The organism is Pseudomyxococcus flavus, assembly GCF_050038885.1.
Lineage (GTDB): Bacteria > Myxococcota > Myxococcia > Myxococcales > Myxococcaceae > Myxococcus > Myxococcus flavus.
In genome coordinates, this window is record NZ_CP143624.1 from 570,106 (window position 1) to 595,301 (window position 25,196).

Sequence of the window (25,196 nt, forward strand, 5' to 3'; positions counted from 1 at the left end):
AACCTTAGTCGGTATGTTTCAGGCCCACCAAATGAACACCCATCTCCTGCAAGCCGCGATGCTCGCCTGGACTCCGAGCCTGCGGGTGACACGCGCCGAAGGCGATCTCGCCAGCATCCTGCGCCGCCCGGCCGATGCCCTGCTGGAACAACCGCTGCACGATGTCCTCGGTGTGTCGCCCGCGCGCGCCCGCGAGCTCGACGCCCGCGCCCGCGAGGACCGCCGCGCCGTGGAGTTCATCTCCGCGAACCTGGGCGGCGAGGACGCCACGCCCCTGCGCCTGGCGCTGGGCCTGGACGCGGGCGAGGCCAGCGCCACCGTCCAGGACCTCAACGCCCTGCTGGACGGCGCGCCGCCGGTGCAGATTTCGCGGCTGTCGTCCTCGCTCAGCCACGAGATTCGCAACCCGCTCTCCTCCGTGAAGATGGCGGTGCAGACGCTGGCCCGGAACACCGGCCTCAACGACCGGGACAAGCGGCGGCTCACCATCGCCAACCGGGAGATTCGCACCATGGAGCGGATGCTCTGGCTGCTGTCCGAGTACGGCCGGGACACCACGCCGAAGCTGGATGCCCACCCGCTGCGGGGCGTGGTCCAGGAGGCCACGGACATGGTGGCCCCCGAGCTGGCCGAGCGCCGCGTGGAGGTCCACGTGGACGAGGAGCCCGACCTCCCCCGCGTCCGGGTGGACCCGACCCGGCTGCGGCCGGTGCTGGCCCAGGTGCTGCTCAACGTCGCCATGGGCCAGCCCGAGGGCAGCCCGGTGGAGGTGGCCCTGCGCCGGGGCGGCTCCGGCCAGGTGATGATGGTGCTCCACGACCCCGCCGCCGCCCTGCCCCCCGAGGAGAACGGCACCCTCTTCGAGCCCTTCGGCTCCCGCCTGGCGCGCGGCGCCGGCCTGTCCCTGGCCGCCCTGCGGCGGGTGATGATGGGCGTGGGCGGAGACGTGGCCGCCCGGGGCAGCGCCGAGCCGGGCGTGGTGCTGACGCTGACGTTCGCCACCTGAGAGCGCCATGGAGACCCTTCTCATCGTCGACGACGACGTCTCGCTCCTCGAAACGCTGAAGATGCACTTCGAGGAGATCGAGCAGGACGGCCAGCCGCGCTACCAGGTGGCCACCGCCACCAGCGCCGCGGCCGGGCTGCGCGCCGCGCAGGAGACCATGCCCAGCGTGGTCATCCTCGACATGATGCTCCCGGACCGCACGGGCCTGGAAATCATCGAGGAGATGAAGGGGCTGTGCGGGGACGCGCGCATCATCCTGGTCACCGCGTACCACGACATGGAGACCACCATCCGGGCCATGAAGGCCGGGGCCTTCGACTACATCCACAAGCCCTTCCCGGACCCGGCCGCCCTGGACCTGGTGGTGGAGCGCGCGCTGGAGTACCGCCAGCTGTCGCGCCGCGCGGACGAGGTCCACCGCGAGAATGCCGCCGCGCGCCTGGGCGACATCGTGGGCACCAGCCCGCTGATGCAGCAACTGGTGAAGGAGATTGGAAAGGTCACCGGCAGCCACGCCACCGTGCTGATTACCGGCGAGAGCGGCACCGGCAAGGAGCTCATCGCCCGCGTCATCCACAACTACTCCTACGACGAGCCCCGGCCCTTCATCGGCATCAACTGCTCGGCCATCGTCGACACGCTGCTGGAGAGCGAGCTGTTCGGCCACGAGAAGGGCGCCTTCACCGGCGCCACGGCGGGCAAGCCCGGCAAGTTCGAGCTGGCCGAGGACGGCACCGTGTTCCTGGACGAGATTGGCGACATGTCGCTGATGCTCCAGGCCAAGCTCCTGCGCGTGCTCCAGGAGCGCGAGTTCGAGCGCGTGGGCGGCGTCAAGCGCATCAAGCTGCGCGCCCGCGTCATCGCCGCCACCCACCGCGCGCTGGCCGAGGAGGTGGAGGCCGGCCGCTTCCGCGAGGACCTCTACCAGCGCCTCAAGGTCATCACCCTCCAGATTCCCCCGCTGCGCGAGCGGCGCGAGGACATCCCCCCGCTGGTGAAGCACCTGCTCGAGCGCATCAACGAGAAGGTCCACAAGCGCGTCACCCGCGTGCCCGGCGAGGTGATGGAGCGCCTCACCCGCCTGCCCTGGCGTGGCAACGTGCGCGAGCTGGAGAACGTCCTCACCCGCGCCGTGGTGCTCGCCCCCGGGGACGTCCTGCGCGGCGATGACCTGCCCGCGCTGGAGTCCGCCACGCCCGCCCCCGAGACGGGCCGCCCCGCCCCGCAGGCCGCCAGCGCCATGTTCGCCGCGCCGGCCGAGGACGACGCCAGCCTGATTCCCACCCTGGAAGAGGCCGAGCGCCAGCTCATCGCCCGTGCGATGAGCGTCACCAAGGGGCACAAGGGTCGCACCTGCCAGATTCTGGGAATCAGCCGCCCCACCCTGGAGCGCAAACTCCAGAAGTACGGTCTCGCACAGGGCCAGAGCCCTCAAGTGCACACCTTCCCCGTGAAGGATGCGTCCTGAGCACTCCTGGACAGTGTCACTGCTCCGACACTCACGGGTCCGGTTTGAACGTTTCGTTCAAATTGATCAGACTGTTTGAACGTTCTGTTTCAGGTTTTGGACACAGAACGGGGGTCGGTGCGGGCCTGTAGCGCTAAGTACCCGGCATTTCAGGCGGTGTTGTCCCGGCAGCATTTCAATTCCCGCTGGCACGTTCCTTGGAGAAGGGAAGTCCCGTTCGCCGCTGAAGCAGACGGCCAGACTTCCCCACGTTTTCTTCCCAGGAGTGAATGCCATGCACGGTTTCAACCGCCCCCTCGGCCCCATCGGTTCCAACGTCGTGGCGCCGCTGCAGACGACCAGCTCTGGGATGATGGTCACCGCCAACAAGCTGGTGCCCGGCCAGGAGGCCATCGACTTCAAGGGCTACTTCAAGGTCGAGTCCTTCCCGCACAACTCCACCATCTACCGCCCCGGTGACAACACCGACCGCGTCTACCTGCTGAAGTCCGGCCGCGTGCGCCTGATGCGCATCGGCAAGAACAGCACCCGCTCGGTGGTCTCCATCCTCCGCCCGGGCGACCTCTTCGGCGAGCTGTTCCGCCCCGAGGGCACGCCGATTGAAGAGATGGCCATCGCCGCCGGCGAGGCCGAGGTCTGGAGCATCGAGGGCCGCGACTTCCGCGCGCAGCTCGAGGCCCGTCCCGCCCTGGCGGTGGACGTGGTCCGCGCCTACGCCGAGCGCGTGCGCGCCCTGCGCAAGCGCGTGCTGGGCCTGACGTTCAAGGAAGTTCCGGCCCGCCTGGCGGACACCCTGCTCACCCTGGTCGAGGCGCACGGCGAGCGCTGCCCGCACGGCGGCGAGACGGACCTGCGCGGCATCACCCAGCAGGACCTCGCGGACCTCGTGGGCGCCTCGCGCTCCTTCGTGTCCACGCTCATCAACGAGATGAAGCGCGAGGGCGTGCTCGGCAACGTCGGCCGCATCCTCTGCGTGCGCGACCAGAAGGCCCTGCGCAAGATTGCCGGCAAGGAGAAGTAATCGCGTGCCCGCCCGGCGCGGGTCGTGAGGCCAGACGGGCCTGACCATGCGGGATGCCGCGTGGCCGGGCCCGTGGCGTTTCCGGGGAACGGCTTCGACCCCGGCACGCGGCGCCGCGGCCCTCCGTGTCAGACGCGGCGGCGCAGCTCCTCCACCTCGGCGCGCAGCAGCCAGTCGTCCGGGAAGTCCGTGGCGGCCGCGGCAATCTGGCTCAGCCGCTCCGGCTTCACGGTGTGCGTCTCACGCATCGTCCGCACCTCGCGGTAGAGCGCGGCCAGCGCCGGAGGCAACGCCAGCGCCTTGCGCGAGCGGGCCTTCTCCTCGCCATCCCCCGCCGCGAAGGCGCTCAGCTCGCCATACCAGCGGTCCCACGTCTCCGGATCCGACGGCCCCCCCGCCACCGAAGGCAGGTGCGTGCTGACGAAGAGCCTCGCCACCGCCGGCAGCGCCAGCTCCCGTCCCGCCAGCCGGCCGCGCAGCGCCAGCACCTGGCCACCGTCCGTCGCGAAGCCCTCCAGCTCCAGCCCGCTCGCCAGCGCGAGCTTGAAGGGCCCGCGCTCCGGCAGCAGCCCCGCGCCAAATGCCACCAGCGCAGGCCCGTTCCACGGCCGCGCATCCAGGGACTTCCCCTCGCGCGAGGTGAGAATCGGCCCCTCCATCCGGACCAGCGCGGTGCCCAGCCCCGGCCCCACCGGGCGCGGCGCGGCCAGCATCTCCACGACCTGCCCCGTCACCTCGAGGCCGTCCGCCAGCACCAGGTGGTTGACGGTCCGCGCCCGCAGCGCCTCCGTCAGGCCGAAGTCACCGCCCCGCTTCCACGACAGCGTGGCCTCGAACTCCGCCAGCACCTCGAACAGGTGCTCGAAGTCGCGCGCCACGAAGAGCTGCGGCTGCATGCGGGTGATGTCGTAGTCCATGTCCGCGCACGCCACGCTCAGCGGCAGCTTCTTCACCGCCGGCGTCAGGCAGTGCTGCGCCTCGCCAATGCTGGACAGCAGCCCCGCGCCGTAGATGCGTGGCGACTCCAGGCTGCCCACGAGGCCGTACTCCGCCGTCCACCAGTAGAGGCGGCTGGCCCGGGTGCTCTCACTGACGAAGCGGCGGCTCGCGCTGGCCGCCTCCAGCCGCGCCTGTGCGTGCGCCACCTCCGCCTCGCTGGCGTCCGGGTCCTCCTTCACCACCGACAGGTTCCGGATGGCCTCGAAGACGGCCTGGTCCTCCACGCTGGCAATGGCCTTGAAGCCCACCAGTCCGCAGGCCTTGAGGTACTCCGCGTAGCGCCGGTTGGCGATGATGGGCGCGTGGCCGGCGCTCTCGTGCACGATGTCCGGCGCCGGCGTGTACTCGATGTGCTCGTGGGTGCGGATGTCCGCGGCAATCGCCAGGACGCCCATGGCCTGCAGCTCCGTGAAGACCGCGGGCGGGATGAAGCCACGCACGCCCACACAGGCCCACCCCATGCGGGCCAGCTTCTCGTTCATCTCGTCCAGGCTGGGGATGGACTCCGAGCCAATGCCCGTCGCCTCCAGGCCCTCCAGGTAGACGGGGTGCGCCTTGTCCGCCAGGTGGCCGCGCAACGAGCCCAGGATGTTCCGCCACACGGCCTGGTCCCGCGACGTATACGCCGCGTAGTCCTGGCTCACCACGTAGCGACGCAGATGAGCAGGCAGGCGAGCAATCGTCCGTTCCGTGGGAGTCATCATCGTTCACCTCAGGCAGAATCTTCTACTCTTTGAAGATATCCCCTCTTTGGGTGAACGGAAATCCGGCAGAAATCGACGGCTTCGTCGTTTTAGCGTCGGACTAGTCTGGCTGGCGGCGGAGCCCATCCAGGACGAGCCGGGCCCCCGGGCTGAGCGCGCCGGAGGGCCACAGGGCCACCACCTCCACGGCCTGGGGCTCCTCCTCCGTGAGCGGCCAGACCTGGAGGTCCGGTGGGAAGGGGTGCATCGGCCGGAGGTCCGGGGTGATGGCGCAGGCCCGGAACGCGCGCAGCAGCTCGTAGAGCAGGAGGAAGCTCTCCGCGCGCCCCACCTCCTCCACCGTCACGCCATGGGCGGCGAAGCGGGCGCTGTTGGCGCCGCCATAGGGGTCGTCGCGAAGCCAGTCCACGAAGCGCTGACCCTCCAGGTCCGTCACGTGCAGCGTCTTGCGCGAGGCCGCCCGCCGCGCGAGCGCGTTGTCCGGTCCGGCCAGCACCACGAAGGGCATGCGCAGCAGGGACTCCGACTCCACGCCTTCGTGCGTGGGCAGCGGCGTGAAGTCCAGCGCCAGGTCCAGCTGCCGCGTCTGCACCTGGCGCGTCAGCTCATGCGGCCCGCCGAAGCTGAGCACCAGCTTGAGGTCCGCGGCGGCGGCGTCCCGGGCCACGGTGCCCACCAGGGACAGGGACAGCGTCGGATTGAGCCCCAGGCGCACCACCGGCTCCGCGCTGGCCAGGTCGCGCAGCCGCTTCATGTCCAGCTGGTGCAGCGGCGTCTGGGTGCCCGCGAAGAGGCGCTCCCCCCGGGCCGTGAGCTGCAGGCGCCGGCCTGGCCCACGCTCCAGGAGCGGAGCGCCGTCCGCCAGGGCCAGCTCCAGGGCGCGGACGTGCTCGCTCACCACCGAGCGCGCCACGCCCAGGTGCTCGGCGGCGGCCTCGATGCTGCCCGCCTCAACAGCAGCAGCGAAAGATTCCAGCCATACCAGATGCCGGACGAGTTTACGCGGAGGCATGAGGAGCACCCTTGTACGCCCCACCAGCGAGTTACGCCGATGGACTTCATTGATGCTTGCGAAATTCCGCCCTGCGGAATATCCGCAGCCGCGAATGTCACGATTCCTCAGCGCGATTTCGAACACAAAAGCGACTTGCCACGCTCGCTTCGAGGAGGCCCGTCCATACCTCAGTAACGCCCTGATGTGGTGCGTACTGCACGGCCTGGTCGCCCTCGTGTACTTCGGGAGCGCGTTGCGCCTGGCGGTGGAGCGGCTGGCGCCGTCCCTGCGCCCGATGCTGCTCGTGGGCAGCGTCGCCCAGGCGCTGTTCCTTGGCCTGGTGGCCTTCGTCGGAACGCTGCCGCTGGCCGTCCTGCTCGGCCGCCGCTACCGGTTCGTACTTCCCTCCCTGACAGCGGTGGGTGGGGTGCTGCTCGGCCTGGACGCGCTGGTCCTCAACGCCCTGGGCTTCCACATCAACGGCCTGGTGCTGGCGGTGGCGCTTCAGCCCCGTGCCCTCGCCGAGACGGGCCTGTCCCCGACGGAGATGGGGCTCCTGGCCGTGGCCATGGTGGCCCTCCTCACCGTCGATACGGCCGCGGGCATCTGGTTCCTGAAGCGAGGCTTCGGGCCCCGCCGGGTGGCACGCGCCGTGGTGGTGCTGACCGCGCTGTGCACCGCGGAGCGGCTGGTCAATGCCTCGCTCGTGTTCGCCCATGGTGGCGCCGTGCAGCACGCCGCCACCACCCTCCCCCTCCAGGCGCCGGTGCGGATGAACACCCTCCTGTCGCGCATCACCGGCAGGACCCCCGCTTCCGGCCTTCGGCTGGGTGTGAGCCCCGAGGCGGGCGCCCCGGCCGCGACCATCTCCCCCGAGTCGGTGCGGTTCACCCGTCGTCCGGACATCGTCATCGTCCTGGTGGAGAGCCTGCGTGACGACTTCTTCACCCCGGAGGTGATGCCGAACATGTGGCGCCGGGCCCAGAGTGGCACGCGCTTCTTGCGGCACCACAGCGCGGCCAGCTCCACGGACTTCTCCCTGTTCAGCATGTTCTTCGGACTGGAGGCCCAGCGCCGCGACGCCGTGGTCGGCGCGGGGCGCGCGCCGCTCCTCTTCCCGGCGCTGGCCCACAACGGCTACCAGCAGGCCTTCCTGGCCGCATCCTCCGTCGACTGGATGGGCCTCAAGGACACCGTCTTCCGCGACGTGAAGGGCGGCCTGCGCACGGACTACGAAGGCCGCAGCCACGTGCGGGACGCGGCCATGGTCCGCGACGCGGTGGCGTTCGTGGAGGCCACGCCCAAGGACACGCCGCTGTTCCTGTTCGTGTTCTTCGCCGGTACGCACTTCGACTACGACTACCCGCCGCGCTCCGAGGTCTTCGCGCCCGCCTGGAATGGCAAGGGCGGGTTGTCCACGGCGCGCGTGCCTCCCGAGCACCTCAAGGCCCGCGCGTGGAACGCCGCCTACGAGGTGGACACCAAGGTCGAGGAGCTGCTGACGCGCATCGAGTCCGTGCGCGGCACGCGCCCGATGATTCTCTTCACCGGCGACCATGGCGAGGAGTTCCGCGAGCACGGCCGCGTGGGCCATGCCAGCGACGTGACAGCCTCTCAGCTCCACGTGCCCATGATCATGTTCGACGAGCAGCTCCCCGTGGGCCAGGTCGACGCCGTCACGGGCCACATCGACGTGGTGTCCACGCTCTTCGATTTGCTGGGCGACACACACTCCCCCGCGATGCTGGGCGACGGGATTCCGATGACGCGGCCGGACCCTCAGCGCTACCTGCTCACCACCGTGGGCTGGGAGGCGCGCTACGCGCTCATCGGCCAGGAGCTGAAGGTCCACTTCGGCGCGGGACTGCCCGGCACCGTCATCACCGACCTGAGCGACCGGCCCCTGGCTGATGGCAAGGAGCGCTTCGCGGCGGAAGCCCCACGCATCCTCCGCCGGCTGAAGGGCACCTCGGACACGAAGCTGCCGGATTCGGCCACCGCCTCGGACATGATGCCCTGACGACACGCCAGGGTTTGCAATTGGGGCGGCGCCCGCGGACGCCGCTTCAGAACCGGAGCTTCACACCCAGGGCCAGCGTGAAGAGCTCCACGTTCACCGTGGAGGGGTTCCGGACGAACTGCACCAGCCGGTAGTCGGTGGCGACGAGCTCGAAGTACCCCTCCACGAGCCGCAGGTTCAGCGACTCCACCGGCCTCCCCGCGCTGGCCCCCAGCAGCAACGCCGGACGGATGGCGGTGCGGAACCAGTAGTAGCCCCGGTCGTAGCGGCTGGGCAGGCCCGCGAAGTAGTCGTCGCCCACGGTGTAGCTGAGCATCCCGCCCACCATGAGCGGGCGGAGGGTCCACCCCGCGGCGTCGATCCGGAAGGGCCGCCACTGCCCCTTCAGCGTGAAGGTGATGAAGTCCTCTCCCGCCAACGCGGGAGGCGCCCAGCCCACCAGAAACGCGGCTTCCAGGGAGTCGTCGCGAAAGCTCCAGCCCGGCCCCGCGGAAAGAAAGCCAATGGCCCCCGCGAACTGCATCGCCGCATGGTCAGGGACATACCAGGGCGACGACGCGCGTGAGGGTTCCGCCTCCGCTCCCCGCGCCGCGAGAAGGAGTGCCGCCAGCAGCGAAGCCCGCAGACGCCCGTGCGCATTCATCAGAAATACGCTTTCTGCACCTGCACCGAGGTGCCGTCCACGTCCACATAGAGATAGCTCCGGCCGTTCATCGCATCGGCGGTGACGTAGCGGACGCCGTACGCGAAGATATCGTTGTACCGGTGGACATGGCCGTGGAAGGAGATGGAGACGCCCTTCTGCCGCTGGAGCTCCACCAGTGGCTCGACCAACGCATCGTCGAAGTCCCCGTTCCCCGGCGGCACGTGGGAGAAGGTGAAGGTGTTCTGGACCGAGGGCTCCGGCGAAAGCTCCGTCTTCAGCCACTGCAGGTCCGGGATGTTGCCCGGGAAGCCGTACTCGCGGGAGTTGGAGTCGAAGAAGACGAAGCGGGTGCCCGAGTACGTGAAGGAGAAGGACTCCGGTCCAAAGGTGCGCCGGTAGAGCTTCTGCCCCATGCCCAGCGCGTCATGGTTGCCCATGACCACGAAGAACGGGACCTTCAAACGGGACAGCAGCTCGACGCCCCACTCGTACTCCTGCGTGCTGCCGAACTCCGTCAGGTCGCCCATCTGCACCACGAAGTCGACATTGCGCTGCTCCAGGTCCCGCATCGCCGACGCGGAGTCATCCAGGAACAACTGCATGTCGCCAATCACCGCGAAGCGAAAGGCGCGCTTCGGCTCCGCTGCGAACAGCCGCTCGAGTGAGCGTGCATGCAAGTCCCTGTGGTTTCCCCGTATCTCGTAGGGGTGGAACTCGAAGGCGCCACATCCCGCGCACACCAGTAGCAATGTCAGCCAGACGCGCACGGGCGCAAGGTAACGTCGGCCTCCCGATGCTTCCATGGAATGTGACGCTGGATTGCGGCGCGCGCGACGACGAGAAACAGCCATTCTCACACGCCATATGAACTGGACTCAGCATGCCTCCGGCGCCCTCCTCACCTCTGTCACGGCGGCGTTGCAGTGAGCACACCTCTGTCGACATGGGAGCTGCTGCGGTGGGTGGCAGGACAGCCGTCGGTGAGCTCTCGGGAAGGGCTGGATGCGCTGTGCGCGCGAGCGGACTTCACACACATCGCCACGGACGTGCTGCGGTCGGGCACACCCGCCGAGAAGACCACGGCCCTGCGCGCGCTCCGGGAACTGGCGACACCGGAAGCGCATGCGCTGACCCGGCTCGCGCTCCGTGACGAAACCGTCACAGTCCGAGCCATGGCGGCCCGAGCGCTGGCCCGTTCGCGAGACGCCGAGGACTGGCAGCACCTCCAGGAGGCCTTGGACGACGCGGAGCCCTCCGTGCAGCACGCGGTCATGGACTCGCTCGCGCGGATGAACCCGGCAGCCGCGAGCGCGCTCTTCCGCACCCGCTTCGACCACGCGCCGGAGTCGGAGAAGCTCAACGCGCTCGCCACCGCGCAACGACTGCGGCTCCCCGAATCCATGGCCCTGGCTCGCCTGGGCCTGGCCTCCCGCTCATCCACCACGAGGACCGCGGCCGTTGCCCTGCTCGGCCGGGAAGGCGAGGCCGCGGACGGACTTCTCGTCCAGGCACTCACGGATGCCGCCGAGGACGTGCAGCTCGAAGCCCTCCGCGCCCTGTCCCGCCGCATGCGGGTACCCGCCCGTGTCTTCGCGCCACTGCTCTCCTCCCCCGTTACAGCACAGGTCCGGGAGCAGGCACTCCAGGCGATTGTCCTGCGGGGTGACGCCAGCGCGTGCGCCCCCGTCATCCAGCTTCTGACGAACCCTGAGCCGGCGCTTCGCCAGCGCGCCATTCGCGCCATCGGCCAGCTCGGCTGCACTGAAGCGACGCACGCACTGCTGTCGATGCTGGCCGGGACGCATGACGAGGACGAACGCGCGGACCTCGTCACCGCACTGGGCAGACTCGGTGGCCCCGAAACCTGGGAGGCCCTTCGAAAGGAACTGACCAGCGTCGCTCCCCGTGTCAGGCGCGCGGCCGTCACCGCCTGGGCCTCTAACGCGGCCCCAAGGGACGCAGCCGCCGTGCTGATGGAGCGCCTGCGCGGCGACCCCGACGCCGAGGTGCGGATGGCCATTGCCCTGGCCCTGGCGAACAGCGGCCGGCAAGAAGCACGCGATGCCCTGAAGCTCGCGCTCGAGGACGCGGCGCCCGAGGTCCGGCGGATGGCCGTGCGCACGCTGGGCCGCGACACCAGCGCGGAGGCCCTTCAAACCCTGCGCGACCATCGAGCCACCGAGCAGGAACCGGGCGTCTTGCGAGCGCTCGCCGCCGTGCTCGAACAACCGCAGGGACCCGGAGACACTCCCTCACGAGCAGCCTCGCCCGCCGAGCGTCCCCTCTTCGACCCAGCACGAACGGGACAAAGTGTGACCGAGTGGCTCGCGGCCCCCGAGCGCCATCCCGCCACCGACCGCGTGTACTTCTACGAAGGCGGCCACCTGGAGCACCTGGAGACCGACGGCAAACTCCACGTGTTCCGGTACGCCGTCACCGGTGACGGCCTCCACATCCTGCCCGAGGGCGCGCCCGAACGAAGCACGGCCTTCACCGTGACTCCCGCGCCATCTGCCTCCGGTGACACACCCCACCGCTTCCGCCTGGAGCTGGACCGGGACATCCTCTCCGGAACGGACGCGCCACGAACCCTGTACTGCGTCCAGACCGGGGCCGCCGACGCGGAACCGGGCGCCCCCCACTGACGCGCAAGGCGCGCTACGCCGCCTCGGCCCGGGCGCCGTCCCAGTCCTCGACCTCGTAGAGGAACTTCGAGCCGCCCATCAGCTTGCGGTTGGCCGAGGTGCTCTGCACGAAGACGACGAACTTCTCCAGACTCGCGGGCCGGATGCGCACCGTCTCTCCCGGCGGCAGGCCCAGCATCTCCCGGGCCCGCTCACCGCTGAAGAGGTCCCCCGTCTTCCGGTCCATGAGCACGACCTCCTTGCGCCCCTGGATGGTCTCCGTCTTCGTGAACTCGTAGAAGCCCCGCCCCGTCTTGAACCGCAGCCCGTTCTCCTGCACGAAGTCCTTGATGGGCTGCGTCCGGTCCACGTCCAGCACCTGGAACCTTCCCGGAGGCACCGCGCGCAGGTCCGCCTCGCCGTAGAGCGGCGCTGCCTGTCGCTGGAGCATGGTGCTGAACATCGCGTTCAGGCCCCGGCTCATGCGGCCCTCGCGCACCACTTCCTGCTCAAACGATTGGAGCTGCGCGTCCGACGACTGCTTGTAGCAGACGGCCAGCAGCATGTCGGTGACGTGGGCGAACTGGTCCAGGCTCAGGTGGAAGCCGCCCGACTTCTCCGCCAGCTCCCTGTAGAAGGGCGTCGCATGGCGCCGCGCCAGGGCTTGCACGCCATACACAGGCACGCCCATCCGTCCCAGCGCATCCACTTCCTTGCGCCAGTCCAGCTTGTGCGGATTCTGGGACGGCCCGTGCGGCACGTCGTCGCCAATCAGCACCAGCGCCCGTGTATAGCCCACCGTCCAGGACAGGCTTTGCGCCTGACGCAGCACCCACTCGTAGCATTCGGGCGCGTCGCCCCCACCTGTCTGCTCCACCCGGTCGACGAAGCGGACCACCGCGTTCTCGTCGTCCGTCAGGTCCAGCATCTTGGTGACATATGTGGAGCCCGCGTCGCAGTAATCCCCGTGCGCGATGATGCCGATACGGATGCCGGGAATCTCCTTCATCAGCCGGGACACGGTGCCACGCAGCTTCTTCCTCACCTGCGCCAGACACGGATACATGCTGCCCGTGGTGTCAAAGCTGAAGACGATTTCGACGCGATTATCAACGACAGACGTGCTCATCGCAGTGCCCCCTCGTGACTGCCGACGAGGACAAACATACGTGTGGCGTCTGACATGAAACGGGGGTGGAGCGGGCGCCGGAAACCCGCTCCCGGCGGGGCTTTTCGGAGCCTCCGTCGACCCGGCGTCACCCGATTGCAGCTGCCGCTTGCCCTGGGGGCCGCGCCCCCGCAGCATGCGTGCCCATCGTGTCCGCCACCGCCGAGCCCCCTTCCCCGCACCGTACGTACACCGAGCGCCGCGCCGCCGCGCAAGCTGAGCTGGCCATGCTGGACCGCGTGAGCGCCCGCTACGCCAATTTGCGAACAGTCGCCTTCCTGGCGGCCGCCGGCATCGCGGGCTTCGTCCTCGCCGGGCGCCTGCCCAAGGTGGCGTGGTGGGCCAGCGCCGCCGCCCTGGTGCTCTATGGCGTGCTGGCCGTCCTCCACCACCAGGTCTTCCGCCGCGAGGCCCGGACGAAGCTCTACGTGACGCTGAACGAGCGCGGACTGGCGCGGCTCGGGCCCGGCTGGCACGAGTTCGCCGAGCGCGGTGAGCGATTCCTCTCCCCCAGCCACCTGTACACGCCGGACCTGGACGTCTTCGGCCAGGGCAGCCTCTACCAGTTGCTCAACGAGACGGCCACGCGCGCCGGCGAGGAGCGGCTGGCGGCATGGCTCTCCGCGCCCGCGTCCGCCGAGGAGGTCGAGGCCCGGCAAGGCGCCGCGCGCGAGCTGGCGCCCAACCTGGCCTTCCGCCAGGACCTCTGCGTGGACGCGCGGGACGCCTCCCGCGAGAAGGCGGACCCGGCGCTGTTCATCCAGTGGGCCGAGTCAGGCCCGTCACTGGATTCCATCCGCTGGGCGCGGCCGGTGGCGGTGGTGCTGCCCCTGGTGACGCTGGCCGTCTACATCCTGGGAAAGCTGGACGTGCTGCCGGCGTCCGCGTTCTGGCTGGGACTGGCCGCGCAGCTCGCCGTGGCGCTCGTCACCCGGCGCCCGCTGAAGGCCATGGACGAAGGCGTGGAGGCAGGTGAGCGCGGCTTCGTCCGCTACGCCCCCCTCTTCGAGCGCGTGGAGGGCCAGCGCTTCGAGCACCCGCGCCTGAAGAAGCTCCAGTCCGGGCTCCAGCCGCCCGGCCAGCCGCCGGTGTCCGAGCACTTCAAGCGCTTCAGCCGGCTGTACTCGTTCATCGAGTTCAAGCGCCACCAGTTCCACCCGGTCATTCACTGGCTCACGCTCTGGGACATCCACGCGCACTTCGCGCTGGAGCGCTGGCGCGCGGCCCACGGCAAGCAGCTGCGCCAGTGGTTCGAGGGGCTCGCCGAGCTGGAGGCCCTCTCCTGCGTCGCCGGGCTCGCGCATGACCGGCCGGAGTTCACCTGGCCCGTCATGGCCGCCTCGGGCCCCTGCGTGGAGGCCACGGCGCTGGGGCACCCGCTGCTGGACGCGCCGGTGCCCAATGACGTGTCGCTGCCGGGACCGCGCCACGCGCTGCTCATCACCGGCTCCAACATGAGCGGCAAGACGACGCTGATGCGCGCGGTGGGCGCCAACGTGGTGCTGGCGCTGGCCGGCGCGCCGGTGTGTGCGAAGTCCTTCCGCCTGTCACCGCTCCAGGTCCTCACCAGCATGCGGGTGAAGGACTCGCTGGAGCGCGGCGTCTCGTACTTCTACGCGGAGGTGCAGCGCATCAAGGCGGTGCTGGACGCGGCGCAGGCGGCGCGCGGACAGGCGCTCTTCCTCCTGGACGAAATCCTCCTCGGCACGAACACCCGCGAGCGGCAGATTGCCTCGCGCGAGGTGCTGCGGCTGCTGCTGGGCACGGGCGCCATCGGCGCGGTGACGACCCACGATTTGTCCCTGGCGGTGCTGGCGGACGAGCCCGGGGCGCACGTGGTCAACGTCCACTTCCGGGACCACCTGGAGGACGGGAAGATGGTGTTCGACTACCGGCTGCGCCAGGGCGTGGTGGACACGACCAACGCCCTGCGCGTGCTGCGCCTGGCCGGCGTGCCCGTGGACGACCCGGACGAGGCCGCCGCGGCGCGCTGAAGCCCGGCCTTGCCCCCCAAACGACACGGGCCCCGGGGTTTCCCCCGAGGCCCATGCCCACGTCACGCTGTCACCTCGACGCGGTGACTACTTCGCCGCCTCGATGAGCGCCGCGAAGCCCATGCCGCCGCCGATGCACATGGACACCACGCCGTAGCGGCCGTTGCGGCGCTTCAGCTCGCGCAGGATGGTGGCCACCATGCGCGCGCCGGACACGCCCAGCGGGTGGCCCAGGGCGATGGCGCCGCCGTTGGGGTTCACCTTGTCGAGCGGGATGCCCAGCTCGCGCACGCAGTGCAGCGCCTGCGCCGCGAAGGCCTCGTTCAGCTCGAAGACGTCGATGTCCTCGATCTTGAGCTTGTTCTTCTCCAGCAGCTTGCGGACCGCCGGAATCGGGCCGATGCCCATGATTTCCGGAGGCACGCCCGTCACCGTGGCGTCCACGAAGTAGCCCAGCGGCTTCACGCCCAGCTCCTTCGCCTTGGCCTCGCTCATCACCACCGCGGCGGCGGCGCCGTCCGTCAGCGGCGACGCGTTGCCGGCCGTCACCACGCCCTTGGCGTTGAAGGCAGGACGCAGCTTCGCCAGCCCCTCCACGGTGGTCTCCGGGCGGAGGATGGTGTCCACGGACACGGTGACTTCCTTCGCCACGCCGTCGTCGTCGTAATACGTCGTGGTGACGGGGACGATCTCCTCCTTGAACTTGCCCTGCTCGCGCGCGGTGGCGGCACGGCGCTGGCTCTCGGCGGCGAACTTGTCCGCGTCCTCACGCGACACGCTGTAGCGCGAGGCGATGTTCTCGGCGGTGGCGCCCATGGAGGTATAGACCTCGGGCAGACGCTCCATGATTTCCGGGTTGGCGCTCGTCTTGTTTCCGCCCATGGGGACCATGGTCATGGACTCGGTGCCGCCACCGATGCCCACGTCATACATCCCCGCCTGGATGGCCTGGGCCACCTGGGCGATGGACTGCGACCCGGACGAACAGAACCGGTTGATGGTCATCGCGGGCACCGTGACGGGCAGCCCCGCCAGCAGGGTGGCCAGACGGGCCACGTTCATGCCCTGCTCGGCCTCTGGCATCGCACAGCCCAGGACGACGTCACCGATGTCCTCCGGCTTCAGGCCGGGGACCTGGGCAACGGCCTCCTTGATGGCGATGGCGGCCAGGGTATCCGGCCGGGTGTCCTTGAACTCTCCCTTGTGGGCGCGGGTGAAGGGCGTGCGGACCGCGCTGGCAATCACGACTCGACCAGCCATTGTGCTGTCTCCTTGCCCGGGGAGCACCCGGGCATTCAACGAATCTCAGTTCAGTAGCCTATGGATACTGGCCGGCCGTCAGTTCCGCAGCGGCTTGCCCTTCTCGATCATGTGCTGCAGGCGGTCCTGGGTCTTCTCCTCGCCGCACAGGCTCAGGAAGGCCTCCGCCTCCAGCTCCAGCAGCCGCTCTTCCGTCACGAGCAGCGACGGGCTGGTGTTGCCACCCGTGAGCACGGTCGCCAGCTTCTTGGCGATCTTCCGGTCATGCGCGCTCACCTGGCCGTTGAGCTCCATGTCGTAGAGCATCATGTCGATGGTGGCCGCGCCGCTGACACCCGGCAGGCGGAAGCGCGAGGGACGGGGCGCCTTGAAGCCGGCGTCCGCCATGCCCAGCACGCGGGCCTTCGCGTCGGACAGCAGGAAGTCGCGGTTGGCGCTGATGCCATCCGCCTGCGACAGGAAGCCAATCTCGCGGGCCTCCTCGGCGCTGGTGGCGACCTTGGCCATGCCGATGGTGAGGAAGATCTTCTTGAGGAAGGGCAGGAAGTCGAAGTCCTTGTCCGTCCCGTAGGGGCCGTACACGTTGCGCAGCAGCTGCATGTTGCCGCCGCCGCCCGGGATGAGGCCCACGCCCACCTCCACCAGGCCCATGTACAGCTCGGCGCTGGCCTGGATGGCGTTGCCGCCCATCGTCACCTCGGCGCCGCCGCCGAGCGTGAGGTTGAAGGGCGCCGTCACCACCGGCACCGGGCTGTAGCGCATGCGCTGGTTGACGGCCTGGAAGCCCGTCACCAGCTTGCGGATGGACTCGAACTCGCCGCTCTTGGCCGCCCACAGCAGCGCCACGATGTTCGCGCCCGCGGAGAAGTTGGAGCCGTCATTGCCGATGACGAGGCCCTTGAAGTTCTTCTCCGTCTCGTCCAGCGCGGTGTTCATCATCTCGATGATCTGGTCATCGATGGAGTTCATCTTGGTGTGGAACTCCAGGAGCGTCGCGCCGTCGCCCAGATCCCACAGCGTGGCCCCGTCATTGCCGGCGATCTTCTTGTTGCCGCGCTTGAGGTACTCCACGCGCTGCGTGCGGGCGTTCTCCGGCACCACCTTCACGGACTTCGTCGGGATGTCCCAGTACGTGTCCTTGCCGTTCTCCACGCCGTAGAAGGACGTGCGGCCGGCGGCCAGCATCTCCTCCACCCAGGCGGCCGGCTTCAGGCCCAGGGCCTTCATCCGCTCCACGCCCTTCTTCACGCCGTAGGCGTCCCAGACCTCGAAGGGCCCCAGGTCCCAGCCGAAGCCCCAGCGCACGCCGCGGTCCACGTTGACCACGTCGTCGGCGATCTCCGGGATGCGGCGGCTGGTGTAGGCCAGCACGTCCAGGGTGACGCCCTCGGCGAACTTCGCCGCCTTGTCCTCGGCGTTCATCACCGAGGCCACGCGCTCGCGCACGTTGTCGATGTCACGCGCGGCGCCCAGCGACTCGTAGCGCACCTTCGCCTGCGGCCGGTACTCCAGCGTCTTCAGGTCCAGCGCGAGGATTTCCTTGCCCTGCTTCTTGTAGAAGCCGCCGCCGCTCTTGTCGCCCAGCATGCCCTTCTCCACCATCTTCTGGAGGAAGGCGGGGCTGGCGAACACGTCACGCTCTTCGTCGTGCGTCAGCGTGTCGTAGCAGTTCTTCGCCACGTGGGTGAACGTGTCCAGGCCCACGATGTCCGCGGTGCGGAAGACGGCGGACTTGGGACGGCCCATGGCCGGGCCAAAAATCTTGTCCACCTCTTCGATGGTCAGCTCCGCCTTGTCCATGGCGGCGATGGTCCGCATCATCCCGTACACGCCGATACGGTTGGCGATGAAGTTCGTGGTGTCCTTGCCGTAGACGATGCCCTTGCCCAGCACCTCTTCGCCGAAGCGGTGCAGCGTCTTGAGCACCTCCGGGTCCGTCTCCTTGCCGGCCACCAGCTCCAGCAGCTTCATGTAGCGGACCGGGTTGAAGAAGTGGGTGACGAGGAAGTTCTTCTTGAACTCCGCGCCGCGGCCCTCGGTCATGCCCACAATCGACATGCCGGAGGTGTTGGACGACACGATGGTGCCCGGGCGGATGTGCTTCTCCACCTTCGCGAACAGGGCCTGCTTGACGGCCAGGTCCTCCTTCACCACCTCCACCACCCAGTCGCACTCGGCGATGCGGTGCAGGTCGTCCTCGAAGTTGCCCACCTCGATGTTGGTGAACACCTCGCCGGAGACGATGGGGCTGGGCTTCTGCTTGCGCATGTTGGCCAGCGCGCCCTGGGCGAACTTGTTGCGAAACGCCTTCGAAGAGGTGTCCTCGCCCGGCGCGGCCTTGGGCGGAACGATGTCCAGGAGGAGCGCACGCACGCCCGAGTTGGCCAGGTGCGCGGCGATGCCGCTGCCCATTACTCCGGCGCCCAGCACAGCCACTTTGCGGATCCGCGTCGTCATGTGGAAAAGGCTCCCTGTTGGGAAAGGAGGGGACTGCACAAATGTAGGCGATTGACCCGAAAGTCAATCGGATCGGACGGCCAGGGCGCTCGCCACCGGAGGACAAGCCGACTAGATACCGACGCTCCATGGCTCGCCTCGACCCGCACTCGTACAACGACAGCACGCAGCCTGAGACGGAAACCCTGGACTGGAGGGCCCGCGTCGATTTCAGGACGCAGCGGCTCCACGCGGAGGTCACCCACACCCTCAAGGAAGCCTCGGCCGGTCCGCTGGACCTGGATACCCGGGATCTGGAAATCCGAGGCGTGGTCGACACCGCGGGTCGCCCCTTGCCCTACATCCTCTCTCCCGCCGAGCCCATCCTCGGCAGCCGGCTGCGCATCGAGCTGCCGGCGGGGCTGCGGCAGTTCACGGTGCGCTACCGCACCTCGCCGCGGGCGAGCGCGCTCCAGTGGCTGACGCCCTCCCAGACGGCCGGGGGGCAGCACCCCTTCCTCTACAGCCAATGCCAGGCCATCCACGCCCGCAGCGTGGTGCCGCTGCAGGACACGCCGCGCATCCGCATCCGCTACCAGGCGGCGCTGCGGATTCCCAAGGCGCTCAAGGCCGTCATGGCGGCCAGCTTCCTGCGGCGCGAGGAGCTCGGGGTGGAGGCGGAGGAGCACTACGAGATGCCCCAGCCGGTGCCGCCGTACCTGCTCGCCTTCGCGGTGGGCAGCCTGGCGCCCAAGGAGCTGGGGCCCCGCTCGCGCGTGTGGGCGGAGCCGGAGCTGCTGGAGGACGCCGCGGACGAGTTCTCCGGCGTGGACGACATGCTGCGCGCGGCCGAGGCCCTCTTCGGCCCCTACGACTGGGAGCGCTTCGACCTGCTCACCATGCCGCCCTCGTTCCCCTACGGCGGCATGGAGAACCCGCGCCTGACGTTCCTCACGCCCACGCTCATCACCGGCGACAAGAGCCTGGTCAACGTGGTGGCGCACGAGCTGGCGCACTCGTGGACGGGCAACCTGGTGACGAATGCCTCCGCGGAGCACTTCTGGCTCAACGAGGGCTTCACCGTCTTCGCCGAGCGCCGCATCCTCGAGGCGCTGGCGGGCCCGGAGATGGCGTCGCTCCACGGCGCGCTGGGGCGCCGCGCGCTGGACTCCGCGCTCCAGCACTTCCGCGCGCACCCGCAGCTGACGTCGCTGCGCACGCACCTGGCCGGTGTGGACCCGGACGAGGCCTTCTCCCAGATTCCCTACGAGAAGGGCTACCTGTTGCTGCGCGCCATGGAGGACGCGGCGGGCCGGCCCGCCTTCGACGAGTTCCTCCGCCGCTACCTGGCCACCTACCGCTTCCGCGCGCTCACCACCGAGGAGTTCGTCGCCTTCGCGGAGAAGGAGCTGCCCGGGGTGCTGGCGAAGGTGGACGCGGAGGCGTACCTGCACCGGCCCGGCGTGCCCGTGGGGGCGCCGTCGCCGCGCTCGCTGCGGCTGGAGGCCATGGAGAAGCTGCGCGGCTCCGTGCCCACGCCGGAGCAGGCGAAGGACTGGACGCCGACGGAGTGGCAGCTCTACCTGGAGTCACTGCCCCGGGAGACGCCGCGGGACGTCATCCAGCAGCTCGACGCGCGCTTCAGCCTCACCCAGAGCCGCAACCCGGAGGTGCTGGTGGCGTGGCTGGTGGCGGCGGTCCGCGCGAGCTGGGAGCCGGCCGTGTCCCGCACCGAGACGTTCCTCGGCGAGGTGGGCCGGATGAAGTACCTCAAGCCGCTGTACGGGGTGCTCTCCGCCACCCACGAGTACCGCGGCCTGGCGCGCATGCTCTTCAAGAAGCACGCGGAGCGCTACCACCCCATCGCCCGGCAGGGCGTGGAGCTCATCCTGTCGCGCGCCTGAGCGCGCTCGGGCGGGCGGGACTACCGGGAAGCGATGGCGTTGAGGCGCTTCTCGGACAGGTCGAGGTACTTCTCGTCCATGTCGATGCCGACGTAGCGGTGGCCCAGCTTGAGGGCCGCCACGCCGGTGGTGCCGCTGCCGTTGAAGGGGTCCAGCACCAGCGCGTCCGGGGGGCAGCTCGCCTCGAGGATGCGCTCCAGCAGCGCCACCGGCTTCTGCGTGGGGTGGCTGCCGAAGGCCTTCTCCTCGCCGCCGCGCGGGACGGTGAGCGTCCACAGCCGGCCCTCGCCGTCCGCCGTGAGCTCCGCGTCACCGGAGGGCGGCAGCACCCAGGCGTCGCGCATCTGCTTGCCGCCGTTCTCCGCCTTCATGCGCGCGTAGTTGAACGTGTGCTGCAGCTTGCCGCCCGACTTCGGCGAGGCCCAGATGAGCAGCTCCGTGGAGTGCGTGAAGTAGCGGCACGCCAGGTTGGGGCTGGCGTTGGGCTTGAACCAGGTGACGGTGTTGAGCAGCTTGTAGCCCAGCTTCTGCATCGCGAAGCCGACGTTGAAGATGACGTGCTGGGTGCCGCTCACCCACAGCGTGCCGGTGGGCTTGAGCAGGCGCTGGCAGGCCGCGAGCCACTCGGTGGTGAACTTGTGGTCCTCCTCCACGCCGCGCGACACGTCCCAGCCGCCCTTGGCCACCGAGGCGCGCTTGCCCCCCTTGCAGGTAAAGCCGCCGTTGGAGAGGAAGTACGGCGGGTCGGCGAAAATCATGTCGAACGTCTGGGGCTCGAACTGCGACATCAGCTCCAGGCTGTCGCCGTGCAGCAGCGTGTAGGCCTCCCCTTTGGAATGGACGCTCTCGCTGAGCGAGCGGCGGACGACTTTCAGGGAAGGGGCTGCAGCGTGCGCGGACATCTCGCCTCCGTCGGACACTTCGTCGTGGACGCGGCGGACTGTGCGGTCGCTTCGGTGCTACGTCTAATTTCTGGCCTGTAGCACCCTGAAACTTGACGAGGGATTCAGGCTGTAGAAGCACCGCGAGCAGGGCGGGAGGACCTCTCTTGGAAGGTCTCCGGCACCCTGCTCGGCGGGAACTGCCTGGGCTGTCGAACGCGGACTACGCCTTCTTGGCGGCGGTCGGCGACGCGCCGTACTTCTTGCGGAAGCGGTCGATGCGGCCGGCCGTGTCCACGAGCTTGTACTTGCCCGTGAAGAAGGGGTGGCAGTTCGAGCAGATTTCCACCGAGAACGAGCCGCGGGTGGACTTCGTCTCCACGACGTTGCCGCACGCGCAGGTCACGCGGGAAGGCGGGTAGACGGGATGGATTTCGGGCTTCATGTCTCTCTCCAGTATGCCTTGCCCCCACCCGCCCACGGGTGGGAGGTCCGGCGCTGAGGGGTGGCCGGCGCTTATAATGGCGCTTGGGCCGGTTCACAAGCCAGCTCGGCTCAATGGGCCGCCGAGCCAGGAGGCTCGACGCGCTCCACCCGCTTCTGGACGGCTGGGTCGGCCGCCACGTCGCTGCCGAGCTGGATGTACGACAACAGATGCGTGCGACCGCCGCCCGTTGCGCCGCCTTCCAGCGTCTTGTGCAGGGCCTTTTGCCGGGCCTCCAGGCTGGCGACCGCCTCCTCCAGGGCCCGCTTCTCCGCCGCGTCCTGGGTGCCCGAGAGCCGCGTCCTCGCCCGGGCGAGGTTGTTCTCGAGCAGCCGCAGGCTCTGCCGCGCGCGCTCCTGCTCACCGGCGTCCTCGAAGCGGCCCTTCCCGTCCAGTTGGAGCACGAGCTTCGCCAGCTGACGCCCCCGGTCCCCCGGAGGAATCACGGTGGCCTGCGCCTGGCGCTGGGCGATGCCCGGCGGCCGGCCCTCGTGGGACTGCACCACGAAGTCCACGCCCTCCACCTGGTCGGCCAGGCGCAGCGCCTCGGCGTGAGGCAGCGCCGCGAGCACCACCACCACGTCCACCTTCGACTTCTGGCGCAGCTGCCGGACCTCGGCGGACAGGAGGGACTCCACCGCCAGGCCCTGGACCTGCTCCTGGGGCGCGCCCGGCGCGGGCACGCCCACTGGCACTGGCTTCTCCGTGACGGGAGACACGCCCACCACGCCCACCTTCACGCCGCGCACGGTGGTCACCAGGGAGGCGGGGAACAGCCGCTTGCCCTGTGCGTCCGCGAGGTTCACCGAGAGGAGCTTCATCCGCGCCCGCTGCGTCTGGCGCTTCAGGAAGGCCACGCCGAGCCCGAGGTCGCGCGTGCCCACCGCCATGGCCGCGGTGCCCTGCGCGTCCATCTCGGACAGCAGGAGCTCCGCGCGCGCCCGGGCATCCGGCGCACTCGCGCTGTCCCGGCTCTTGAAGAGCGCATTGCCCGCGTCCAGCACGAGCACCGGCAGGCCCTGCTTGCGCTCCTTCTCGATGACGACTTTTCGTCTGGCCAGACCGCCAGACGGGTTGTGCCTTCAACCACAGGGGGCGACTTCGCCCCCATTGTCTCCGGTGAAGAGGAGGACGAGCTGCTTCGGCGCCGCCCCCGCCACCAGCGGCAGCAGGAGCAGCAGCGCGAGCGCGGCCAGCTTCAGCGGGCGCGGGCTCATTTCTTGGCCTTCTTGGCCGGCGCCTTCGCCTTGTCCAGCTCGGCGATGCGCGCCTTGGCCGTCTTCGCCTCGGCGGACTTCGGGTAGCTCTTGATGAGCTCCTCGAGCGCCAGCCGCGACTCCTCCTTCATCTTCAGCTGGGCGAAGCAGTCCGACGAGCGCAGGTACGACTCCGGCGCGGAGTCCGACTTCGGGTAGTCCTGAAGCACCTTGCCGTACTCGAAGAGGGCCTCGCGGCACTTGGACTCGGCGAAGTACGTCTCGCCGAGGCCGAAGTGGGCGTCACCCACCAGCGGGTCCTTGGCCCACTTCTTCATGAACTCGTTGTAGAGCTGACGCGCCAGCAGCAGGTCCCCGGCCTTGGCCTTCTCCTTGGCGAGCGCGAGGAACTCCTTCTTGTCCGTGGGGCGCTTGAGCTCCTCGGCCTTCTTCTTCGCCTCAGCCTCCTTCAGCGCCGCCTCGCCCTGCATGGCCACCAGCTTCTGGTCCTGCGCGGCCAGGGCCGTCTCCAGCTCGGTGATTTTGTGGAGGTAGGTCTCCACCTGGCCGCGGAGCTGGGCGAGGTCCTCGACGGTCTTCTGGAACTGGACGCCGATGTCCGCGTCCTTGCGGCGCGAGGCGGTGTCCAGCCCCTTCAGGGCCTTGGTGACCTCGGCGACCTTCTCGTCGATGAGCGGGAGCGTGGCGGCGAGCTGGTCGCGCGTCTCCTTCAGCTCCGTCTGAATCTGGGCCGTGTCGGCGCCGAGCCGGTCGACCTTCGCCTCGAGGGCGCGGCCGCGGTCAGCGGGGTAGAAGCAACCTGGGAGTGCCAGCAGGGATATCAACGCCAAGCTTCGCATCGCCCGCCATCTTAGGCCCAAACGCCCTGCCCGTCCGGACTTCTGTCGCGCATCCGGCCTTCCGCCGCCGCCTGCCTGGCTGGCCGGTCAGCGCCTCCGGCCGGAAAACTCCAGCCGCTCGGCAGCATGCGCGCAGGCCACCCGGAGCCGGGCGGGGTTGAGGAAGAAGGGAACGGGCCGTGAGCGCCCCGCCTCCAGGGACTCGAGGGCCCGCCGGTACTCGCTCGCGGCCTCGGGCGCGCGGCGGCACTGCTCCAGCAGGAGCCCGAGGAGATAGCGGGCCGCCGCGTGGTCCGGATCCAACGCGAGGCAGCGGCGTAGCTCCCGCTCCGACACGCTGTCCGGCACGCCCGAGGCGGCGCCGTCCAGGACGCAGGCGAAGAGCAGGTCCGCCTCGGCGATGGCATCCGGGCCCGGGAGGAGTTCGTGGGGCACGGCCGCGGCAGGACCCGGGACGGGCTCGTGGGGCACGGCCGCATCCGGCTCGGTGGTCCGGAGCGGGCCCGCCCCCCGGGCCTCGCGCGTGTCCCGCGAGGTCCCAGGCCCAGGGGCCGCAGCCTCCCTGGGCGCAGGGTCAAGGCGCGTCCTCGCGGGCGCGCCCATCGCCCGGGCCGGGGCGTTCGCGCCACGAGCACCGGGCCCCGGCGATACGCGTGCGGTGGCCTGCCGCGGCGGAGGGCCGACCTCGGCTGCCGCCGCAGCAGCCTCCGCGGCCGAGGCCTCCTCCACCGGGCGCACATAGAAGAACGCCTGCTCGCCGCGGTGGACCCGCAGCGTGGGTGGCACCTGGAGCAACGGCTCGGAGGCGGACAGCACCAGCGTGCCGCCGGGCGCCAGGCTCGCGGCCAGCGACTCCACGGTGCGCTGGAACGCCTCGGCCGTGAAGTAGATGAGGACGTTGCGGCAGAAGATGACGTCGAAGCCGCCCCCGCCCGGCGCCACGGGATATGGCGTCTCCATCAGGTTGTGGAACTGGAAGCTCGCGCGTGCACGCAGCGCGGGCGCCACGACCTCCTGCGCGCCGGACCGGACGAAGTATCGCGCGCGCAGCTCGGGCGGGACGCGGCCGAGCTGCTCCCGGCTGAAGGCCAGCCACCGCGCACGATGCAGGGCCTCGCTGGAGATGTCCGTCCCCAGCACCGTGCTGTCCGGGTCGGCGCCCGCCTCCGCGAGGAGGACGAGCAACGTGGCCACCTCCTCCCCCGTGGCGCACCCCGCGCTCCACACACGCAGCGGCCGCCGCGCCCGCGCCACCAGCGGCGTGAGCACCTGGCTGCGGAACGCGGCGAGCTGCACGGCGTCCCGGAAGAGGTCCGTCTTGTGCACCACCAGCGCGGCGATCAGGTCCTCCAGGTCCGTCGCGCCCGCCGGAGACTTGAGGAACATCAGGTACTGGTGCGGCGTGAGCCCCTGGCTGCGAGCCATGAGCCGCTCCTCCAGCCGCCGAAGCTGGGGACCGCTCAGCGCCATGCCCGTGAGCGCCGACAGGAAGGCGCGCACCTCGGGCCATGGCGCGCCGCCGGCCACCCGC

At 69.7% G+C, this 25,196-nt stretch carries 20 protein-coding genes; 7 read left to right on the forward strand and 13 right to left on the reverse strand.

Features of this window, described 5'->3' with window-relative positions:
- Positions 1 to 31: 31 nt before the first annotated feature.
- The 3 genes from VZL07_RS02270 to mrpC all read left to right on the forward strand — a co-directional run bounded on the left by VZL07_RS02270 (position 32) and on the right by mrpC (position 3,495).
- Complete coding sequence (locus VZL07_RS02270; RefSeq protein ID WP_426753673.1) at positions 32 to 1,006, forward strand: sensor histidine kinase; 975 nt, start codon at positions 32 to 34, stop codon at positions 1,004 to 1,006.
- Between the two features lie 7 nt (positions 1,007 to 1,013).
- On the forward strand, positions 1,014 to 2,474 hold the full coding sequence (locus VZL07_RS02275; RefSeq protein WP_426753674.1) for a sigma-54-dependent transcriptional regulator: 1,461 nt from the start codon (positions 1,014 to 1,016) through the stop codon (positions 2,472 to 2,474).
- 274 nt (positions 2,475 to 2,748) lie between these two features.
- Entirely contained in the window at positions 2,749 to 3,495 is a 747-nt protein-coding gene (mrpC, locus tag VZL07_RS02280; protein WP_002634092.1) for a Crp/Fnr family transcriptional regulator MrpC, read from the forward strand.
- A gap of 128 nt (positions 3,496 to 3,623) precedes the next feature.
- On the opposite strand, the gene VZL07_RS02285 is transcribed toward mrpC, so the two are convergent.
- Complete coding sequence (locus VZL07_RS02285; RefSeq protein WP_426757220.1) at positions 3,624 to 5,195, reverse strand: aromatic amino acid hydroxylase; 1,572 nt, start codon at positions 5,193 to 5,195, stop codon at positions 3,624 to 3,626.
- 103 nt (positions 5,196 to 5,298) lie between these two features.
- A complete protein-coding gene (locus tag VZL07_RS02290; protein ID WP_426753675.1) occupies positions 5,299 to 6,210 on the reverse strand; it encodes a LysR family transcriptional regulator in 912 nt (303 codons plus the stop codon).
- A 94-nt stretch (positions 6,211 to 6,304) separates the two neighbouring features.
- Here VZL07_RS02290 and VZL07_RS02295 point away from each other — a divergent pair, with 94 nt between their 5' ends.
- Positions 6,305 to 8,212: a sulfatase-like hydrolase/transferase gene (locus tag VZL07_RS02295; RefSeq protein ID WP_426753676.1), complete on the forward strand. Its 1,908-nt coding sequence runs from the start codon at positions 6,305 to 6,307 to the stop codon at positions 8,210 to 8,212.
- 46 nt (positions 8,213 to 8,258) lie between these two features.
- Here the strand turns inward: VZL07_RS02295 and VZL07_RS02300 are convergent, their stop codons facing one another.
- Positions 8,259 to 8,855 carry a hypothetical protein gene (locus VZL07_RS02300; protein WP_426753677.1) on the reverse strand — a complete coding sequence of 199 codons (597 nt, stop codon included), beginning with the start codon at positions 8,853 to 8,855 and terminating at the stop codon, positions 8,259 to 8,261.
- On the reverse strand, positions 8,855 to 9,535 hold the full coding sequence (locus VZL07_RS02305; RefSeq protein ID WP_426753678.1) for a metallophosphoesterase family protein: 681 nt from the start codon (positions 9,533 to 9,535) through the stop codon (positions 8,855 to 8,857). The genes VZL07_RS02300 and VZL07_RS02305 overlap by 1 nt, the downstream gene beginning before the upstream one ends.
- 303 nt (positions 9,536 to 9,838) lie before the next feature.
- On the opposite strand from VZL07_RS02305, the gene VZL07_RS02310 reads away from it, so the two are divergent.
- Positions 9,839 to 11,503 (forward strand): HEAT repeat domain-containing protein, encoded by a 1,665-nt coding sequence (locus VZL07_RS02310; protein ID WP_426753679.1) that lies wholly within the window; start codon positions 9,839 to 9,841, stop codon positions 11,501 to 11,503.
- Between the two features lie 13 nt (positions 11,504 to 11,516).
- Here the strand turns inward: VZL07_RS02310 and VZL07_RS02315 are convergent, their stop codons facing one another.
- Positions 11,517 to 12,611, reverse strand: a complete 1,095-nt coding sequence (locus tag VZL07_RS02315; RefSeq protein WP_426753680.1) for a hypothetical protein — start codon at positions 12,609 to 12,611, stop codon at positions 11,517 to 11,519.
- Positions 12,612 to 12,799: 188 nt separating this feature from the next.
- Between VZL07_RS02315 and VZL07_RS02320 the strand changes: the two genes are divergently transcribed.
- Positions 12,800 to 14,644 carry a MutS-related protein gene (locus VZL07_RS02320; protein WP_426757222.1) on the forward strand — a complete coding sequence of 615 codons (1,845 nt, stop codon included), beginning with the start codon at positions 12,800 to 12,802 and terminating at the stop codon, positions 14,642 to 14,644.
- An 87-nt stretch (positions 14,645 to 14,731) separates the two neighbouring features.
- Here VZL07_RS02320 and VZL07_RS02325 read toward each other — a convergent pair whose 3' ends face one another.
- Together VZL07_RS02325 and VZL07_RS02330 are read right to left on the reverse strand one after the other, a co-directional pair.
- Complete coding sequence (locus VZL07_RS02325) at positions 14,732 to 15,904, reverse strand: thiolase family protein (protein WP_426753681.1); 1,173 nt, start codon at positions 15,902 to 15,904, stop codon at positions 14,732 to 14,734.
- Between the two features lie 78 nt (positions 15,905 to 15,982).
- Positions 15,983 to 18,361 (reverse strand): 3-hydroxyacyl-CoA dehydrogenase/enoyl-CoA hydratase family protein, encoded by a 2,379-nt coding sequence (locus VZL07_RS02330; RefSeq protein ID WP_426753682.1) that lies wholly within the window; start codon positions 18,359 to 18,361, stop codon positions 15,983 to 15,985.
- Between the two features lie 128 nt (positions 18,362 to 18,489).
- Between VZL07_RS02330 and VZL07_RS02335 the strand changes: the two genes are divergently transcribed.
- Positions 18,490 to 20,244: a M1 family metallopeptidase gene (locus VZL07_RS02335; RefSeq protein ID WP_426753683.1), complete on the forward strand. Its 1,755-nt coding sequence runs from the start codon at positions 18,490 to 18,492 to the stop codon at positions 20,242 to 20,244.
- Positions 20,245 to 20,264: 20 nt separating this feature from the next.
- Here the strand turns inward: VZL07_RS02335 and VZL07_RS02340 are convergent, their stop codons facing one another.
- From VZL07_RS02340 to VZL07_RS02365, 6 genes are all read right to left on the reverse strand, one after another.
- Entirely contained in the window at positions 20,265 to 21,146 is an 882-nt protein-coding gene (locus VZL07_RS02340) for a DNA-methyltransferase (RefSeq protein ID WP_426753684.1), read from the reverse strand.
- Positions 21,147 to 21,348: 202 nt separating this feature from the next.
- A complete protein-coding gene (gene rpmE, locus VZL07_RS02345; protein ID WP_426753685.1) occupies positions 21,349 to 21,570 on the reverse strand; it encodes a 50S ribosomal protein L31 in 222 nt (73 codons plus the stop codon).
- Positions 21,571 to 21,680: 110 nt separating this feature from the next.
- Positions 21,681 to 22,619: a 5'-nucleotidase gene (locus VZL07_RS02350; RefSeq protein ID WP_426753686.1), complete on the reverse strand. Its 939-nt coding sequence runs from the start codon at positions 22,617 to 22,619 to the stop codon at positions 21,681 to 21,683.
- 72 nt (positions 22,620 to 22,691) lie between these two features.
- Positions 22,692 to 22,826 (reverse strand): hypothetical protein, encoded by a 135-nt coding sequence (locus tag VZL07_RS02355; protein WP_426753687.1) that lies wholly within the window; start codon positions 22,824 to 22,826, stop codon positions 22,692 to 22,694.
- Positions 22,823 to 23,665 carry a tetratricopeptide repeat protein gene (locus VZL07_RS02360; protein WP_426753688.1) on the reverse strand — a complete coding sequence of 281 codons (843 nt, stop codon included), beginning with the start codon at positions 23,663 to 23,665 and terminating at the stop codon, positions 22,823 to 22,825. The genes VZL07_RS02355 and VZL07_RS02360 overlap by 4 nt, the downstream gene beginning before the upstream one ends.
- 87 nt (positions 23,666 to 23,752) lie before the next feature.
- Positions 23,753 to 25,192 carry a CheR family methyltransferase gene (locus tag VZL07_RS02365; RefSeq protein ID WP_426753689.1) on the reverse strand — a complete coding sequence of 480 codons (1,440 nt, stop codon included), beginning with the start codon at positions 25,190 to 25,192 and terminating at the stop codon, positions 23,753 to 23,755.
- Between the last annotated feature and the right edge of the window lie 4 nt (positions 25,193 to 25,196).

Coding starts and splice junctions, on each gene's coding strand:
- mrpC (WP_002634092.1), top strand. CDS start 2,749: ATGCACGGTTTCAACCGCCCCCTCGGCCCCATCGGTTCCAACGTCGTG.
- VZL07_RS02330 (WP_426753682.1), bottom strand. CDS start 18,361: ATGACGACGCGGATCCGCAAAGTGGCTGTGCTGGGCGCCGGAGTAATG.
- VZL07_RS02315 (WP_426753680.1), bottom strand. CDS start 12,611: ATGAGCACGTCTGTCGTTGATAATCGCGTCGAAATCGTCTTCAGCTTT.
- VZL07_RS02275 (WP_426753674.1), top strand. CDS start 1,014: ATGGAGACCCTTCTCATCGTCGACGACGACGTCTCGCTCCTCGAAACG.
- VZL07_RS02285 (WP_426757220.1), bottom strand. CDS start 5,195: ATGACTCCCACGGAACGGACGATTGCTCGCCTGCCTGCTCATCTGCGT.
- VZL07_RS02295 (WP_426753676.1), top strand. CDS start 6,305: ATGTCACGATTCCTCAGCGCGATTTCGAACACAAAAGCGACTTGCCAC.
- VZL07_RS02300 (WP_426753677.1), bottom strand. CDS start 8,855: ATGAATGCGCACGGGCGTCTGCGGGCTTCGCTGCTGGCGGCACTCCTT.
- VZL07_RS02360 (WP_426753688.1), bottom strand. CDS start 23,665: ATGCGAAGCTTGGCGTTGATATCCCTGCTGGCACTCCCAGGTTGCTTC.
- rpmE (WP_426753685.1), bottom strand. CDS start 21,570: ATGAAGCCCGAAATCCATCCCGTCTACCCGCCTTCCCGCGTGACCTGC.
- VZL07_RS02290 (WP_426753675.1), bottom strand. CDS start 6,210: ATGCCTCCGCGTAAACTCGTCCGGCATCTGGTATGGCTGGAATCTTTC.
- VZL07_RS02325 (WP_426753681.1), bottom strand. CDS start 15,904: ATGGCTGGTCGAGTCGTGATTGCCAGCGCGGTCCGCACGCCCTTCACC.
- VZL07_RS02335 (WP_426753683.1), top strand. CDS start 18,490: ATGGCTCGCCTCGACCCGCACTCGTACAACGACAGCACGCAGCCTGAG.
- VZL07_RS02355 (WP_426753687.1), bottom strand. CDS start 22,826: ATGAGCCCGCGCCCGCTGAAGCTGGCCGCGCTCGCGCTGCTGCTCCTG.
- VZL07_RS02270 (WP_426753673.1), top strand. CDS start 32: ATGAACACCCATCTCCTGCAAGCCGCGATGCTCGCCTGGACTCCGAGC.
- VZL07_RS02340 (WP_426753684.1), bottom strand. CDS start 21,146: ATGTCCGCGCACGCTGCAGCCCCTTCCCTGAAAGTCGTCCGCCGCTCG.